We start from the raw sequence: 15565 nt of genomic DNA on the forward strand, positions 1-15565 counted from the left end.
CAATGGCACTCGTTGACCTCGTCATCTCCGGTCTCGAGACGGGATCGTTCATCGCCGTGGCCGCGATCGGCATCACGCTCGTCTACGGCTTCACCGATATGATCAACTTCGCACATGCGGAGTTCATGGTCATCGGTGCCTACGTCGGCGTGCTGTCGGTCAACGCGCTCGGGCTGCCGCTGATCGGTGCGCTGGTGCTCGTCCCGCTCGTGTCCGCAGCCGCGGGCTGGGCCGTCGCCCGGACGTTCTTCATGCCGATCCGGGAGGCCGGCCCCATCCCGCTGCTGGTGACATCCATCGGCGTGGGGCTGTTGCTCCGGTTCGGCATCCAGATCACCGCGTCGCCGACGCCACGGTATCTGGACCTCGGCTTCGTCTCCGAGACCGTGACCGTCGGCGGCGTGACGATGGCCAGCTACACGCCGCTGGTCATCGGCATCGCGGCCGCCTCGTTCGTCCTGCTGCACCTGCTGCTGACACGGACGACGCTGGGGACCGCGCTCCGGGCGATGGGCGCCAACGAGGACCTCGCCCTCGTGACCGGTATCGACACGGACCGGCTGCGCCACTACATCTGGCTCATCTCCTCGGCCATGGGCGGGCTGGCGGGGTTCCTGCTGACGTTCCCCCTGTTCGCCATCCCGAGCCTGGGCTTCCAGCAGATCATCATCGTCATCGCGGCGGCCATCCTCGGCGGCGCGGGGAGCGTCTACGGCGCCATCGCCGGCGCGTACGTCCTCGGGCTGACGATCGCCATCTCCACGGGTATGCTCCTCCCCGCGTGGGGCACCAACCTCGGGACCACCGTCGCGTTCGTGGTGCTGTTCCTCGTCCTGCTCGTCAGGCCGGGCGGCATCGCGGGCGCCGAGGTGACCAAGATGCGGGAGGTGGCGTAGATGGCGACCGACTCGCTGCGCGAGCGGCTCGGTGGCACGACCGACTTCGATCAGGTCGGCGAACGGACCAGGCTCATCGCCGCGCTCGGCGTCGGGCTGTTCGTGCTGACGCTCGGGTTCCTGTTCAGCAGCCTCGTGGTTTCGGTCCCCAACGCGAGCCTCGTCTTCATCGAGACGGGCATCACGTGGGGGGTCTATGCACTGCTCGTGCTCGGGCTGAACGTCCAGTTCGGCAACACCGGCCTCGTCAACTTCGGCTATCTGGTCTTCTTCATGCTCGGCGGGTACACGTTCGCGCTCGTCACCTCGGACGCCGCGGCGTTCGGGGGGCTGGGCCTGGCCTGGCCGGTCGGGGTGGTCGCCGTGCTCGTCGCTGTACTCGTGCTCGGACTGGCGTTCGGGGTCGTGGCGCTCCGGCTGCGCGACGACTTCCTCGCCATCGTCACGCTCGCGGCGCTGCTGGTCGGCATCGAGCTCATCGAGTCGTTCGACGGCATCACCGGCGGGACGAACGGTATCTACGGCATCCCGGAGCTCCTCGACGGCCTCGCCGGCACGTACCAGAACCGGCTGGTGACGACGCTGCTGCTGGTGATCAGCTTCGTCCTCGTCGGGTACGCGGTCAGCCAGCGGCTGACCGAAGGGCCCTACGGTCGGGTCCTCCGCTCGATCCGGTCGGACGAGCTGGTCTCCCAGACCCTCGGGAAGCGGACCTTCCGCTACAAGGTCCAGGCGTTCCTGTTCGGGGCGGTGATGGCCGGCATCGCCGGCATCCTGCTGTCGACCCACCGGGGCTCGATCACGCCGGACTTCTTCGGCCTCCACATCACGATCATCGTCTGGGTCGGGATGCTGCTGGGCGGCTCGGGCAACAACCGGAGCGTCCTCGCGGGGCTGGCGATCATCCTCGCGCTCAACCTGTCGCTCCGGTTCGTCTCGAGCGGCGTGACCGACCTGATACCGAACGTCCGGTTCGGCGCGGTCAGCCAGATGATCATCGGCCTGGTACTGGTGCTGGTGATGCGGTACCGCCCGGAGGGCATCTGGGGGAACCCGGCGGAACTGGAGGTTCACGAATGAGCCTGTTCGAGGCCAGTGGCGTCGGGAAGCGGTTCGCCGGGCTGCAGGCCCTCGACGACGTCTCCGTCTCCATCGACGAGGGCGAACTCGTCGGGCTCATCGGCCCGAACGGGGCCGGCAAGAGCACGTTCTTCAACGTGGTCACCGGCGTCCGGCGGCCCGACGAGGGGAGCGTCCGGTTCGACGGCGCGGACATCACGGGCCTGCGGCCGGCCAGTATCGCCCGGCGCGGGATGGTCCGGACGTTCCAGATGTCCCGCGAACTCGGCGCGATGACCGTCGAGGAGAACCTGGCACTCGGCGCCAGCAACCACCCCGGCGAGACGGTCAGCGGGGCACTCGTCCGGACGCAAGCGGTCCGCGAGCGCGAGCGCGAGACGCTGGAGCGGGTGGCCGAACTCGTCGACTTCCTCGAACTCTCGGAGCTGGCAGACGAGTACGCCAGCAAGCTCTCCGGCGGCCAGCGGAAGCTCCTTGCACTGGGCCGCGTGCTGATGTCCGACCCGGAGCTGATCCTGCTCGACGAGCCGTTCGCCGGCGTCAACCCGACGCTCGAGCGCAAACTCGTCGAGCGCATCGTCGAGTTGAACGAGGACGGGATGACCTTCCTCATCGTCGAGCACGAGATCGAGACCCTCGTCGAGGTCTGCGACCGGCTGGTCGTGCTCCACAACGGACGCGTCCTCACCGAGGGCGAGCCCGAGGCCGTCGTCAGCGACGACGAGGTCATCGACGCCTACCTCGGCGACACGCTCCAGTCCACGTGACCGACACCCCTGTCCTCGCCCCGTTCCTCAGTGCTCGAACCGGACGCGACCGCCCTCTTCGGCGGTCTCCGGGAACATCTTCCCCGGGTTGAGGATGTCGTTCGGGTCGAACGCCCGCTTGACCCGTCGCATCATCTCCACCGCGACCTCGCCGTGTTCGCGCTCGAGGTACTGCTGTTTCCCCATCCCGATCCCGTGCTCGCCGGTACAGGTGCCGCCGACATCCAGTGCCCGCTCGAGGACGGCCTCGTAGACACGCTCGCCCCGCTCGACCATCTCCTCGTCGGACTGGTCCACCAGCACGGTGTAGTGGAGGTTCCCGTCGCCCGCGTGACCGAACGTCGGGACCAGCAGGTCGTACTCCTCGCCCAGCTCCTTGGCGTACCGGACCAGCGGCGGGTACTCGGAGATGGGGACGGTCACGTCGCCGGGATGCATCGGCGTGAGGTCCGGGTCGTACCCCTGGACGGCGAAGCCGAGTTCGTCCCGGATCTTCCAGAGCTCCGCGGCGCTGGCCTCGTCGCCGACCTCGAACTGCTGGACGTCGTGGGCCTCGAAGATGGAGCGGCAGAACGCCACCTCCTCCTCGATACCGTGGTCGGCGTGGAACTCCACGAAGATCATCGGCGCGTCCGGGAGGCCGGTGTCCAGGTGCGCGTTGGCCATCCGGGCGGATAGCGCGTCGATGAGCTCGATCTTCGCGACGTCGACGCCCGAACGGACGGCATCGTAGATGGCCTCCGAGGCGTCGTCGAGGTCCGCGAACACCGCTCGGCCGCCGCGTTTCTGCTCCGGCAGCCCGTCGAGCCGGAGCGTCGCCCGCGTGACCACGCCGAGCATCCCCTCCGATCCGATGAGGAGGTCCTTCAGGTTGTAGCCGGAGGAGGTCTTGACCGCCCGCGACCCGCAGGTCATCACCGCACCTTCACCGGTCACCACCTCCAGGCCGAGGACCCAGTCCCCGACCTCGCCGTACTTGACGGTCTGCTGTCCGGAGGCGTCGTTGGCGATCATCCCCCCGATGGTCGAGAGGTCGGCCGAGGAGGGCATCGAGGGGAAGACCAGTCCGTGGCTGGCGACCGCCTCGTTCACCTCCGACCCGATGATCCCCGGCTGCACGTCGATCTGGAAGTCGTCCGGGCGGACCTCCAGGATCGCGTCCATCCGGGTCAGGTCCATGCTGATGCCGTCGAACTTCGGGACCGCGTTCCCCTCGACGGAGGTCCCCGCGGCCCAGGGGGTCACCGGTACATCGTGTTCGTTGGCGGCCCGGATGACCGCGGCCACCTCCTCCGTCGACTCCGGCCAGACCACGACCTCCGGGACGACGCCGATGCCGACCTCGCCGGCCCACCAGTCGGCGGCGTGATTCTCGCGCTCCGCGTCCCCGAACGAGATCTGATCCGATGGCAGTATCTCACCAACGAACGAGCAGTCGTGTGGCATGCCCACCCCTCCGACCCACAGGGGTATAGTTCATGTGCCGACGTGTGACACCCCGTCCGGCCGTCCTCGACGCCCCTCCAGGCAGTTTTTGTATTGCCCCAGCACCGTTGGTAACAAAGACATCACGCCCGTCCCGTACCGATAAAGATAACGAGCTAAGGGCGTTATTCTATCGACCGGGTTCCGTGGTTGACACAGGCTCGTGATGGCTATAGTCACACCACCGACGGTTGGCGGCGGGCGAAGATTGATGCCGACAGGACGCGACCCGCCAGCACATGACCGACGAGGACGCCGACCGGCTCGACGGTATCGGCCCGGCCCTGCAGCAGGAGATCTACATCGAGGGTGAGGGCCCGTCGGTCCCGCTCTCGGCCGAGGAACTGGAACGGCAGGCGCTGGACGCGATGGCGGCCGACGTCCGGACGTTCGTCGAGGGGGGCGCGGGCGGCGGTGGAACGATGCGGTCGAATCGGCGGGCGTTCGACCGGTGGCAGCTCGTCCCCCGCGTGCTCCGCGACGTGGCCGCGCGCGACCTCTCGACGGAGTTCCTCGGCCGGACGCTGCCCGCACCAGTCATGCTGGCGCCCATCGGCGCACAGGCCATCCACCACGACGACGGCGAGCTGGCGACCGCCAGGGCCGCCGCGTCGCTCGGCATCCCGTACATCGTGAGCACGGTCTCCTCCCGGCCGCTGGAGGAGGTGGCCGGGGCGATGGGCGAGACCCCGAAGCTGTTCCAGCTCTACTGGGGGCCCGACCGCGAGCTGGTGGAGAGCTTCGTCGGACGCGCAGAGGAGGCCGGCTACGACGCGCTGGTCGTCACGGTGGACATGCCGCTGACCGGGTGGCGCGAGCGCGACGCCGACGAGGCCGCGCTGCCACCGCTCCGGGGCGAGGGGCTGGCCAACTACACCACGGATCCGGTCTTCCGCGCGGCGGTCGACCAGCCCCTGTCGGACCACCCGGAACAGGTGGTCGAGCAGTACCTCGCCTCGTTCACGGACGCATCGCTCACCTGGGACGACCTCGCCTGGCTCCGGGAGCGCACGGACCTCCCGATCCTGCTGAAGGGGGTGCTCCACCCCGACGACGCGGTATCGGCGCTCGACCACGGCGTCGACGGGCTCGTCGTCTCGAACCACGGGGGCCGCCAGCTCGACGGGGCCGTCGGTGCCCTCCAGGCGCTGCCGCGGATCGCCGAGGCCGTCGACGGGCAGGTACCGGTCGTCTTCGACAGCGGGATCCGCCGCGGCCCGGACGCACTCACGGCGCTCGCACTCGGCGCCGACGCCGTCGCCATCGGGCGCCCGTACATCTACGGCCTGGCGCTGGCCGGCGAGGACGGCGTCCGGGACGTACTCAGGAACTTCCTCGGCGACCTCGACATCGGGCTCGGCCTCGCCGGCTACAGCGACGTGGCGGACCTCGACCGCGCGGCACTCTGGGAGTCCACCGATGGTGTGTGAGGGTGGTCCCGGGACCGTGCTCAGCCCACGAGCACGTTGAGCTCCGGGAAGATGAAGAAGGTGAGCCAGATGACGACGAGGACGGCGAGGTACGGCACCGCAGCCAGGGCCACCCTGATGTAGTCGATGCCGGTCAGGCTGCTGATGATGTAGAGGTTGAGCCCGTACGGCGGGGTGATGAAGCCGATGGCGTCACTCATCATGAACACGACGCCCCACATCACGGGCGAGAGGCCGAGCGTGGCCGCGATGGGCGCCAGCAGCGGGGCGATGAGGATCATGTTCGGGACGCTCGCCAGGAAGGAGCCGCTGAGCAGCATCACCACCACCATCGCGGCGCCGACGAGCCAGGGTGACCCCAGCGCCTGGATCGCGTCGGCGATGGCCCGCTGGAGTCCCAGGAACGAGAGGTTCTGCTGGATCATGACCGACGCCACGTAGATGGGGATGATGATCCCCTGGATGGTGATCGCGGTGGTCATCCCGCGCAGTAACTGGTTGAACTCCGTGAACCGCGCGGTGACCAGCCCGACGAGCAGGATGTAGCCGGTCGCGACAGCCGCTGATTCCGTGGGGGTGAACGTGCCGCTGTAGATCCCCCCCAGGAGGATCACGATGGCGAGGAGAGCGTACTTCGCCCGCCAGGCCTGACGGACGACATCCGTCGGGCTGAACGGCGTTCGCTCCCGCCCGTAGCCGTGCCGGTAGGACTGGACCGTCGCGACCGCCGTGAGCCCGCCGAGCATCAGGATGCCGGGGATGATGCCCGCCAGGAACAGGTCCGCGATGGAGACGTTGAACAGGGCCCCGTAGAGGATGAACAGGATGCTCGGCGGGATGATGATACCCAGCGTGCCGCCGGAGGCGATGGTGGCGGCCGCGAACCTCGGCTCGTACTCCTCCGCCTCCAGGTCGTCGTACAGTGCCTCGCCGACCGCCGCGGTGGTGGCGGAGTTCGAGCCGGTGATGGCCGCGAAGATGCCGGCCATCAGCAACGACGTGTTCGCCGTGCTACCGGGGAGCCAGCCGATGAGCGAGCGGGCGAACGCGATGATATCGTCGGAGATCTGGAACTCGCTGATGAGCGTCCCGATGACGATGAACAGCGGCACCGCGACCAGGGGGTAGCTGTCGAGCTGGTTGTACGCGACCAGCGGCAGGTTGAGGAACTGGAAGAGGTCGACGAGGTACGTGAAGCCGACCGTCCAGGCGCCGAACACCAGCAGGATGGGGACCCCGATGACGAACAGCAGGATCGCGAACAGGGTGAGGAGTATCAGCGGGTCGACGACCGCCATCTCACTCACCTAGCCCGACATCGGTCCCGATCTCCTCGCCCGCCCGGAACGCGCGCGTCGTGATGACGGCCCGCTGTGCGACCCGAAGCAGTATCAGGCCGAACCCGACGGGGATCGAGGCGCGGAACAGCCACACCGGGATCGGGAGCCCGACCACGGTCGTCCCGGTCTCCATGACGTTCGCGGTGATGTCGAGCGAGTACCAGAAGATGACACCCGCGAACGCGACCCAGAGCACCCACTCGAGCACGTACACCGCGTACACGCCACGCTGGGAGAGCCGCTCGAACACGAGGGTGAACCGGAGGTGGCTGTTCGTCCGGACCGCATAGGCCGTCGAGAGCCAGGCCAGCCAGATGAACAGCCCGAGGACGACCTCCTGCCCCCACACCGGCGGGCGCCCGAAGTTCCGCGTGCCGACGTCGTAGAGGATGATGAACAGGTAGACGAACAGCAGCAGGGCGGCGAGGTACCCCTCGAAGTTGTCGAGGGCACGCCTGACGCGGTCGGAGTCCAGCGCCGTGGTCGCCGCTGCGAGGATGGATATGAGAGCGTTCATGCGCTCTCAGAGCTGGTCGATGTAGTCGTCCCACCAGGCGTCCAGTTCGAAATCGTCCGGCGAGTCCGGAACGGCACTCTCGCGCGCCGTCGAGTGCAGGAAGTCCACGATGTCGTCACCGGTGAACAGCTCGTTGGCCCGGGAGATGATGTCGCTGTACTTCCCGCGGTTCTCCGTCACGTCGATGGGGTCCCACCAGGACTGGAGCTCGCTGTCGCTGAGGAAGTGGACGTCGATGTCGTTCTCCGCGAACGCCGACCCCTCCGGGACGGGGTCGGCCTGCCCGTTGCGTTCCTGGTTGACCTCGTCGACGATCCGGCCCTGCTGTTCGACGATCCACCGCGAGGCTTCCGCGACCGCCTGCCGGTTCTCCTCGGAGAGCCCCTTCAGCCACTCCACGTTCGCCCACTCGATGGGGATCTGGTGGTAGGCCTCGTTCACCACGGCATCGGTCACGACGGGGCCGCCGCCGAAGCTCATGATGTTGCCCGGCCCGGCGATGATGCCGGCGACGGCGCCCTCCTTCATGGCCTGCAGGAACTCCGTGAACTGGATCGAAACCGGGTTGGCCCCCCAGCTCTCGATGATGATGGAGGAGGTGGTGTCCGCCGACCGGCGGACGTCCAGCCCGGACAGTATCTCGGGGGTGATCTCGTCGACCCCCTCCAGTTGCCTGCCGCCCTGCTTGCCGAGCAGCAGCGTCCGCTGGGTCGCGTACGACACCGTGAACGGGATGGCGCCGTACTTCTTCGCGAACGGGACCCAGTACTGCTCCCAGGCTGCCGGCTTGGTCAGCGCGTGGTAGATGGACTGATTGTTCGGGAACAGCCGCGGCAGCAGCCAGGCGTTGTTCTCGGGGAACTCGCCCGAGGAGTTCGCGACGGAGTCGGCGGCGACCTGGACCAGCCCGTTCGTCACCTTCTCGGCGCAGGTCGTCTCCGTACAGAATTCGCCCCCGCCGATGACCTCCGCGGTCACGTTGCCGTCGGAGAACTCCTCGACCTTCTCGGGGATCTTGAACATCGACCCCGGCGTGAGACACTCCCAGCACTGGGTCTTCTCGATGTACCCGCCGGCGACGCGGAACGATGTCGTCCCGCCGCCACCGCCATCACCACCATCACCGCCGCCACCGCCATCACCGCCATCACCGCCGCCACCGCCCCCGTCGCCCCCGTCACCCGTGCAGCCGGCGAGTCCAGCCAGTCCCGCCGTGCCGGCAGCCAGGCCGGATCGTCGCAGTACGGTTCGTCGTGAGAGTTCGTTCGTATCGGTCATGTTGCGTGTACCTGATGCCGGGGCCGGTGGTGGCCACCGGATGACATCTGTTGACAGGTGTTGTTCGCGTGTCTTATATCTTTCCGGCGCTGGACCCCATCCGACCGGATCGGCGGGTTGACGGCAAATTTTATCTTCGGTGTGTGTGGACAACCAACAGTATGGAGACCCACAGCGTTCGACCAGCAGAGTGGCGTTCCGCCGGCGGCCGACGGTGGAACGCGAGCCGATCGACCGGAGCAGCGAGATGAGGGGGGACAGCGCCCCCGAACTGCGACAGATCCTGGACGAGGACGGCCAGCTTCGCGATGATGCCGTGGTTCCGGACCTCACGGACGACGAACTGCTGGAGCTGTTCCGGATGCTCAAACTGGCCCGCCACTACGACGAGCGGGCGATCAAGCTCCAGCGACAGGGCCGGATGGGGACCTACTCCCCCATCGCGGGCCAGGAGGCGGGACACGCCGCCAGCGCGTTCGCGCTGTCGGGCGACGACTGGATCCTGCCCAGCCACCGGGCCGACATCGCGTCGCGAATCCGGGGGCTCGGACTGGAGTTCCACCTGATGTACTGCATGGGCATGGAGCGCGGGAACCGCATTCCGGAGGACACGCCGGTCTTCCCGGTCACGCTCCCCATCGCGACGCAGATCCCCCACGCCGTCGGCATGGCGTGGGCGTCGAAGTACATGGGCAGCGACCGCGTGTTCATGCCGTACTTCGGCGATGGGGGCACCTCCGAGGGCGACTTCCACGAGGGACTGAACTTCGCGGGCGTCTTCGACACGCCGACGGTGTTCTTCATCAACAACAACCAGTGGGCCATCTCCATCGGGCCCGACCAGCAGACCAAGAGCCGGACGCTGGCACAGAAGGCCGATGCCTACGGCTTCGAGGGCGTCCGGGTGGACGGGATGGACCCGCTCGCGGTGTATCAGGTGACCCACGAGGCCATCGAGAAGGCCCGGGACCCGCCCGAGGGCGAGCTCCGACCGACGCTCATCGAGGCGCTCACCTACCGGTTCGGCCCACACACGACCTCCGACGACCCGTCGGTCTACCGCGAGGACGAGGAACTGGAACGGTGGGAGCAGCGCGACCCCATCCCCCGGATGGAGACGTTCCTCCGCGACACCGGCCGGCTGGACGCCGAACTGCTCGAGACCATCGAACAGCAGGTCGCCGACGAGGTGAACGAGGCCATCGACATCGCCGAGTCCGTCGACCGGCCGGAGCCCACCAACATGTTCGACCACACCTTCGCGGAGCCGACGCCGCGACTGCAGGCACAGCGCGAGGAACTCCAGATGCTCCGCGAGGAGTACGGCGACGACGCGTTCACACACTAATGTCCGGAACCGAAACAACGGAAACGACGAATCTCACGCTGGTACAGGCCGTCCGCGATGCGCTCCACGACGAGATGGCGCGCGACGACCGGGTCGTCGTCCTCGGCGAGGACGTCGGCGTCAACGACGGGGTCTTCCGCGCGACAGAGGGCCTCTACGACGAGTACGGCGCCGAGCGGGTCATCGACACGCCGCTGGCCGAGAGTGCCATCGCCGGCACCGCGGTCGGGATGGCCGCCTTCGGCCTCCGTCCGGTGGCCGAGATCCAGTTCATGGGGTTCATCTACCTCGCGTTCGACCAGATCGTCTCGCACGCCGCCCGACTCCGGACCCGCTCGCAGTCGAGTTTCAACGTCCCGCTGGTCGTCCGGGCGCCGTACGGTGGCGGCGTCCACGCGCCCGAGCACCACTCCGAGTCCACGGAGGCGATGTTCGCGCACATGCCCGGGCTGAAGGTGGTCATCCCGTCGACCCCGTACGATACGAAGGGACTGCTGACCGCCTCGATCCGCGATCCGGATCCGGTCATCTTCCTCGAGCCGAAGAGCCGCTACCGGGCCTCCCGTGAGGCCGTCCCGACGGACTCGTACACCGTTCCGCTGGGCGAGGCCGCGGTCCGCCGCGAGGGCACGGACGTCACCGTCTTCGCCTGGGGCGGGATGGTGGCACCGACGCTGGAGGCCGCCGAGAACCTGGCCGAGGAGGGGATCGACTGCGAGGTGGTCGACCTGCGGACCATCTCGCCGATGGACGTCGACACGATCGTCTCGTCGTTCGAGAAGACCGGTCGGGCCGCCGTCGTCCACGAGGCCCCCTACACCGCCGGGATGGCCGCCGAGATCACCGCGACCATCCAGGAGGAGTCGCTGCTGCTGCAGGAGGCCCCCATCGAGCGCATCACCGGCTGGGACACGCACTACCCGCTGTACGCCTCCGAGGACTTCTACCGCCCGGGCGTGACGCGTATCGAGCACGGCATCCGCAACGCTGCGGGGTTCTGACGATGGTCCGCGAGTTCAAACTCCCCGACGTCGGCGAGGGGCTGACCGAGGCCGAGATCGTCACCTGGCTGGTCGAGGAGGGTGACACCGTCACCGAGGACCAGCCCGTCGCCGAGGTCGAGACCGACAAGGCCGTCGTCGAGGTCCCCGCCCCCGTCAACGGGACCGTCCGCGAGATACTGGCCGAGGCGGGCGAGATGGTCCCCGTCGGCGAGGTCATCATCACGTTCGATGTCGAAGGCGAGCCCGTCGAACCGGTCGACGAGGGGGGCACCGAGCCCGAACCGGACGAGTCCGCCGTCGCCGAGGCCGACACACCGACCGATGCCGGCACCGACGGCGAGTCCGGCGGCGAGGTGTCGGCGAAGGGCGGTCGCGTCTTCGCGGCGCCCTCGGCCCGCCGCCTGGCCCGCGAACTCGGTGTCGACATCGAGACCGTCGCCGGCAGCGGTCCCGGCGGCCGCGTCTCCGAGGCCGACGTGCGCGCCGCCGCGGCGGGCGACGGCGCAGCCGACACCGGGGCGGAACCGGAGCCCGCAGCGGCGTCCGGGGACGCGACCGCCGCCGAGCCGGTCGTGGAGGCCGCTCCGGCGACGGCCGACCGCGACCGGACCGCCGCCAGACCGTCGACCAGGGGGGTCGCTCGCGACCTCGGCGTGGATATCGACACCGTGCCGACCGACGCCGAGCACAAGGGGTACGCGCTCGTCACGACCGAGCAGGTCCGGCAGTTCGCCGCCGCAGCGGAGCACGAGCAGGCGGCCGAGGCGGCGACCCCCACGGAGCAGCCCGAGGCGGCGGCCGCCACCGGCGACGAAGAACGCGTCGAGCGGATACCGTACCGTGGCCTCCGGCGGACCATCGGCGAGCGGATGACGACCGCGAAGTTCACGGCGCCCCACGTCACGGCCCACCATCACCCGGACGTGACCGAACTGGTCAGGGTCCGCGAGGAGCTGGCCGCGGAGGCCGAACAGCGGGGCATCCGGCTGACGTACATGCCGTTCGTGCTGAAGGCGACCGTCGCCGCGCTCCGGGCCAATCCGAACCTCAACGCGGAGCTCGACGAGGAGAACGGGGAGATCATCCGGAAGCGCTACTACCACATCGGCGTCGCGACCGCGACCGAGGAGGGGCTCCTCGTGCCCGTCGTCGAGGACGTCGACCAGAAGGGCATCCTCGAACTCGCGGCGGAGGTCAACGACCTCGCCGAGCGGGCCCGAGAGCGGTCGCTCTCGCCCGAGGAACTCCAGGGCGGGACGTTCACCGTCTCGAACTGGGGTGCCATCGCCGGGAACTACGCCACGCCCATCCTCAACTACCCGCAGACCGGCATCCTCGGGCTCGGGGAGCTCAAGCCGCGACCCCGCGTCGTGGACGAGGGGGAGACGGGGACACCGTTCGCGGACGACGGGAGCGTTCCGGGCTCGGTCGTCCCGCGGTACACGATGCCGCTGTCGGTGTCGTTCGACCACCGCGTCGCCGACGGGCTCGACGGGGGCCGGTTCGCGAGCGACCTCATCGAACGGCTGGAGGACCCCTACCGCCTCCTGCTCTGAACCGACTCCGGCATTTATATCAGGATTTATCGATCTATCCTCCAGATTATAGTTTTAATCGAACTATTCACATGTTATTCCGGCAGGCGCGTACCGCGGGACCCCATCGTGCTCGCTCGGCGTGTCGCATCGTGGGACGGGCGCCACTACGGCAGGAGTCAACGGAGCCAGTCGCTCGACCCGGTGAGGGGCCCATGCAGCCGCACCCAGACGAGTGCCGCGTCCCCGTTCCCGTCCGTCCGGCACAAGCTACTTCAGCACCTGGGGCGATGCGTGTGCTGTCACATCATGACGACCGACGAAGGATGGATGCTGCCGCCCGGTGCGCCGGCCATCCCACCGCCGCCGTACCGGATGGAACCCGATTCACAGTACCTGTACGTGTTCTACGACCGCCCGGACGACGTGCTCGAGCGGGCGGTCCCGGAACCGCTCGAACTCGCCCAGGGTGACGGCCCCCGCGTCCGCATCGCCGTGGGTGATCCCATCCAGCCGCCCCACACCCACACGCGCTACCACGAGGGCATCGTCTCGGTGAAGGTCGAGTTCGACGGCCAGGTGGGCTGGTACCTGCCGTACATCTGGACGGACAACGACGAGGCGATGGACGTGGGGCGGCTGTACGGCTGGTACAAGCAGTACTGCGACGACACGCCCATCCGGATCGACGGCAATCGCATCCGCGGCGACCTGGAACGCGACGGGGACTCGATACTCACCATCAAGTTCCGGTCGACCAGCGCGCCAGGGGAGGAGGGCGCGCTGCTGAAGCGCCTCGCCGAACTGTTCGAGGGCCCCTCCTACGGGGTGAAGAAGGTGCCGAGCCCGGAGCGGGGCGGGAAGGTGCTCAAGCAGGTCATCGCGACGGAGCTCGAGGACTCGGTCATGCACGAGGTCTGGGCCGGGGACGCCACGGTCGAACTCACCCCGACCCCCAAGTATCCGTTCCTCCACGAGTTCCAGCCCGACCAGGGCGACATCGTCGACGCGTTCTACGTCCGGCCGGAGTTCATCCTCCCACACGGGGAGGTCGTCTGGGAGCGCTACGACTGACCGTCGGGGGCGCTCCCGGTCGAAGCGCGGTCGCTCGCACGCCGTGGACGGCGCCCCGGGGGCAAACCTATTTGACGGAGCGACACTGCCGTTCCGAGCATATGCCACCCCTCGAGTTCGACGACGAGCCACCGGAACAGCTGACGGTCGATACGGCCCTGGAGAACCGGGCCGAGGCGATTCCCGACGAGCGGTTCGTCCTCTACGGTCCCGAGGAGCGATCCGTCTCGTACCGCGAGATGGACCGCATCGCCAACGCCATCGGGAACTCGTTACGCGAGGCCGGTGTCGGCCGGGGTGGCCGGGTCTCCGTGATGGTCGAGACGCACTTCACCGCCCTGTGTGCGTTCTTCGGCATCGTCAAGGGCGGGATGATCTACTCCCCGATCAACGACGCGTACAGGGGAGCGACGCTGTCCTACCAGCTCGACGATACCGCGCCCGAGGCCCTCGTCATCGAGGACCGCTTCCTGGACCGACTTGACGAGGTCGCCCCCGATTTGACCACGACGCCCCGGCTCGCGGTGGTCGAGACGGACGCCGAGAGCGCCCCCCCGCCCGACGGCTTCGAGACGATACCGTTCGAGGAACTCCTCGAGGGAAGTCCCGAGAGCCCCGACGTCGACACCGCGTGGGACGACGTGGCGAGCGTCCTGTACACCTCCGGGACGACCGGCCAGCCGAAGGGGGTCTGCCAGCAACACCGGTGGATACTCTCGAACTACGCGGAGCTGGGGTGGCGGCTGCAGTCCCCCGAGGACGTGACCCACACCAGCCTCCCGCTCTACCACGTGGGCGGACTGTACAACGACATCCTGGGGGCGATGATGGCGGGCGCGTCGGTGAGCCTGTGGGACCGTTTCAGCCCGGACAGGTTCTGGGACCGTATCGACCGGGCACAGGCCTCCCGGACGATGCTGGTCTCCTCGATGATTCCGTGGCTGATGAACCGCCCGGAGCGGGCGACCGATTCGGAGAACAGCCTCGACAAGGTGCTCATGGCCCCGCTGCCGGAGAACTACGACGAGATCGCCGACCGGTTCGGGTTCGACATCGTACAGACCGCGTACGGCTCGACGGAGGTGGGCAACGCACTCGCCGGACTCGTCCGCTGCTTCGACGACGAGTTCATGACGCCGGAACGGCTCCGGCGGGGGATGGCTCCCGACGAGGTGCTCGACACCGGACTGGAGCTGGGCGTCCCCATCGTCGAGAGCGTGCCCGGTGACGGCTGGCTCGGCAGCGGCGAGGGGCGTCCGAACCTGGAGCTGGCGATCGTCGACGAGCGGGACGAGCCGGTTCCGACCGGCGAGGTCGGCGAACTCGTCGCCCGACCGAAGCGGGCCGCGATACTGTTCAAGGAGTACGACGGGAAACCGACGGAGACGGTGGCCTCGTGGCGGAACCTGTGGTACCACACGGGCGATGCGATGTATCGCGACGAGGCGGGGCAGTTCTACTTCGTGGACCGGATGGGCGCCGCGATCCGCCGCCACGGGGAGAACATCTCCTCCGAGCAGGTCCAGAGCCTCGTCAACAGCCACGACGCCGTCGAGCGCTCGGCCGCGTTCCCGGTCCCGGCAGACGAGGGTGACGAGGACGAGGTGGCGGTCGCCGTCGAGACCGCCGAGGGCGCACAGCTGAGCGAGGCCGAACTCCGGCGCTACCTCGAGGACCGGATGCCCGAGTTCATGCGCCCGCGATACATCACGTTCGTCGCGGAAATCCCGACCACCGCGACGAACAAGATGGAGAAGTACAAGCTCCGCCAGGAGCTGGTCGAGCGGCACGACCTGGAGTGAGTCCCCGGC

13 protein-coding genes are annotated in these 15565 nt (G+C 68.3%); 9 read left to right on the plus strand and 4 right to left on the minus strand.

Translation table 11 applies throughout. The features are described from left to right. The first annotated feature begins 2 nt into the window (after positions 1-2). The 3 genes from P2T62_RS20455 to P2T62_RS20465 are packed head-to-tail and all read left to right on the plus strand — an operon-like array spanning position 3 to position 2743. Complete coding sequence (locus P2T62_RS20455) at positions 3-896, plus strand: branched-chain amino acid ABC transporter permease (RefSeq protein ID WP_276258867.1); 894 nt, start codon at positions 3-5, stop codon at positions 894-896. Then, entirely contained in the window at positions 897-1976 is a 1080-nt protein-coding gene (locus tag P2T62_RS20460) for a branched-chain amino acid ABC transporter permease (RefSeq protein WP_276258868.1), read from the plus strand. Then, on the plus strand, positions 1973-2743 hold the full coding sequence (locus tag P2T62_RS20465) for an ABC transporter ATP-binding protein (protein ID WP_276258869.1): 771 nt from the start codon (positions 1973-1975) through the stop codon (positions 2741-2743). The genes P2T62_RS20460 and P2T62_RS20465 overlap by 4 nt, the downstream gene beginning before the upstream one ends. Before the next feature lie 27 nt (positions 2744-2770). Here P2T62_RS20465 and P2T62_RS20470 read toward each other — a convergent pair whose 3' ends face one another. Continuing rightward, a complete protein-coding gene (locus P2T62_RS20470) occupies positions 2771-4189 on the minus strand; it encodes an FAD-binding oxidoreductase (RefSeq protein ID WP_276258870.1) in 1419 nt (472 codons plus the stop codon). A gap of 278 nt (positions 4190-4467) precedes the next feature. On the opposite strand from P2T62_RS20470, the gene P2T62_RS20475 reads away from it, so the two are divergent. Beyond that, entirely contained in the window at positions 4468-5658 is a 1191-nt protein-coding gene (locus P2T62_RS20475; RefSeq protein WP_276258871.1) for an alpha-hydroxy-acid oxidizing protein, read from the plus strand. A 20-nt stretch (positions 5659-5678) separates the two neighbouring features. Here P2T62_RS20475 and P2T62_RS20480 read toward each other — a convergent pair whose 3' ends face one another. From P2T62_RS20480 to P2T62_RS20490, 3 genes are read right to left on the minus strand one after another with little or no spacing between them, the layout of a single operon-like run. Then, positions 5679-6956, minus strand: a complete 1278-nt coding sequence (locus P2T62_RS20480) for a TRAP transporter large permease (RefSeq protein WP_276258872.1) — start codon at positions 6954-6956, stop codon at positions 5679-5681. 1 nt (position 6957) lies between these two features. Further along, positions 6958-7515 carry a TRAP transporter small permease gene (locus P2T62_RS20485; protein ID WP_276258873.1) on the minus strand — a complete coding sequence of 186 codons (558 nt, stop codon included), beginning with the start codon at positions 7513-7515 and terminating at the stop codon, positions 6958-6960. A 6-nt stretch (positions 7516-7521) separates the two neighbouring features. After that, complete coding sequence (locus P2T62_RS20490; RefSeq protein WP_276258874.1) at positions 7522-8793, minus strand: TRAP transporter substrate-binding protein; 1272 nt, start codon at positions 8791-8793, stop codon at positions 7522-7524. 247 nt (positions 8794-9040) lie between these two features. Here P2T62_RS20490 and pdhA point away from each other — a divergent pair, with 247 nt between their 5' ends. The 5 genes from pdhA (at position 9041) to P2T62_RS20515 (ending at position 15556) form a co-directional block, all read left to right on the plus strand. Further along, a complete protein-coding gene (gene pdhA, locus P2T62_RS20495; protein WP_276258875.1) occupies positions 9041-10141 on the plus strand; it encodes a pyruvate dehydrogenase (acetyl-transferring) E1 component subunit alpha in 1101 nt (366 codons plus the stop codon). After that, positions 10141-11142: an alpha-ketoacid dehydrogenase subunit beta gene (locus tag P2T62_RS20500; protein ID WP_276258876.1), complete on the plus strand. Its 1002-nt coding sequence runs from the start codon at positions 10141-10143 to the stop codon at positions 11140-11142. The genes pdhA and P2T62_RS20500 overlap by 1 nt, the downstream gene beginning before the upstream one ends. Before the next feature lie 2 nt (positions 11143-11144). Next, positions 11145-12701, plus strand: coding sequence for a dihydrolipoamide acetyltransferase family protein (locus P2T62_RS20505; RefSeq protein ID WP_276258877.1), 1557 nt, complete (start codon positions 11145-11147; stop codon positions 12699-12701). 288 nt (positions 12702-12989) lie between these two features. Continuing rightward, positions 12990-13754: an acetoacetate decarboxylase family protein gene (locus P2T62_RS20510; RefSeq protein WP_276258878.1), complete on the plus strand. Its 765-nt coding sequence runs from the start codon at positions 12990-12992 to the stop codon at positions 13752-13754. A gap of 101 nt (positions 13755-13855) precedes the next feature. Beyond that, positions 13856-15556, plus strand: coding sequence for an AMP-binding protein (locus P2T62_RS20515; RefSeq protein WP_276258879.1), 1701 nt, complete (start codon positions 13856-13858; stop codon positions 15554-15556). The last annotated feature ends 9 nt before the right edge of the window (positions 15557-15565 follow it).

The sequence above is a fragment of the Haloglomus litoreum genome, assembly GCF_029338515.1.
Taxonomy (GTDB): domain Archaea; phylum Halobacteriota; class Halobacteria; order Halobacteriales; family Haloarculaceae; genus Haloglomus; species Haloglomus litoreum.

Bases quoted from the DNA above. Each gene is read 5' to 3' on its own strand.
- P2T62_RS20460 (WP_276258868.1), top strand. From the start codon at position 897: ATGGCGACCGACTCGCTGCGCGAGCGGCTCGGTGGCACGACCGACTTC.
- P2T62_RS20470 (WP_276258870.1), bottom strand. From the start codon at position 4,189: ATGCCACACGACTGCTCGTTCGTTGGTGAGATACTGCCATCGGATCAG.
- P2T62_RS20505 (WP_276258877.1), top strand. From the start codon at position 11,145: ATGGTCCGCGAGTTCAAACTCCCCGACGTCGGCGAGGGGCTGACCGAG.
- P2T62_RS20500 (WP_276258876.1), top strand. From the start codon at position 10,141: ATGTCCGGAACCGAAACAACGGAAACGACGAATCTCACGCTGGTACAG.
- P2T62_RS20475 (WP_276258871.1), top strand. From the start codon at position 4,468: ATGACCGACGAGGACGCCGACCGGCTCGACGGTATCGGCCCGGCCCTG.
- P2T62_RS20515 (WP_276258879.1), top strand. From the start codon at position 13,856: ATGCCACCCCTCGAGTTCGACGACGAGCCACCGGAACAGCTGACGGTC.
- P2T62_RS20510 (WP_276258878.1), top strand. From the start codon at position 12,990: ATGACGACCGACGAAGGATGGATGCTGCCGCCCGGTGCGCCGGCCATC.
- P2T62_RS20485 (WP_276258873.1), bottom strand. From the start codon at position 7,515: ATGAACGCTCTCATATCCATCCTCGCAGCGGCGACCACGGCGCTGGAC.
- P2T62_RS20490 (WP_276258874.1), bottom strand. From the start codon at position 8,793: ATGACCGATACGAACGAACTCTCACGACGAACCGTACTGCGACGATCC.
- pdhA (WP_276258875.1), top strand. From the start codon at position 9,041: ATGAGGGGGGACAGCGCCCCCGAACTGCGACAGATCCTGGACGAGGAC.
- P2T62_RS20465 (WP_276258869.1), top strand. From the start codon at position 1,973: ATGAGCCTGTTCGAGGCCAGTGGCGTCGGGAAGCGGTTCGCCGGGCTG.
- P2T62_RS20455 (WP_276258867.1), top strand. From the start codon at position 3: ATGGCACTCGTTGACCTCGTCATCTCCGGTCTCGAGACGGGATCGTTC.
- P2T62_RS20480 (WP_276258872.1), bottom strand. From the start codon at position 6,956: ATGGCGGTCGTCGACCCGCTGATACTCCTCACCCTGTTCGCGATCCTG.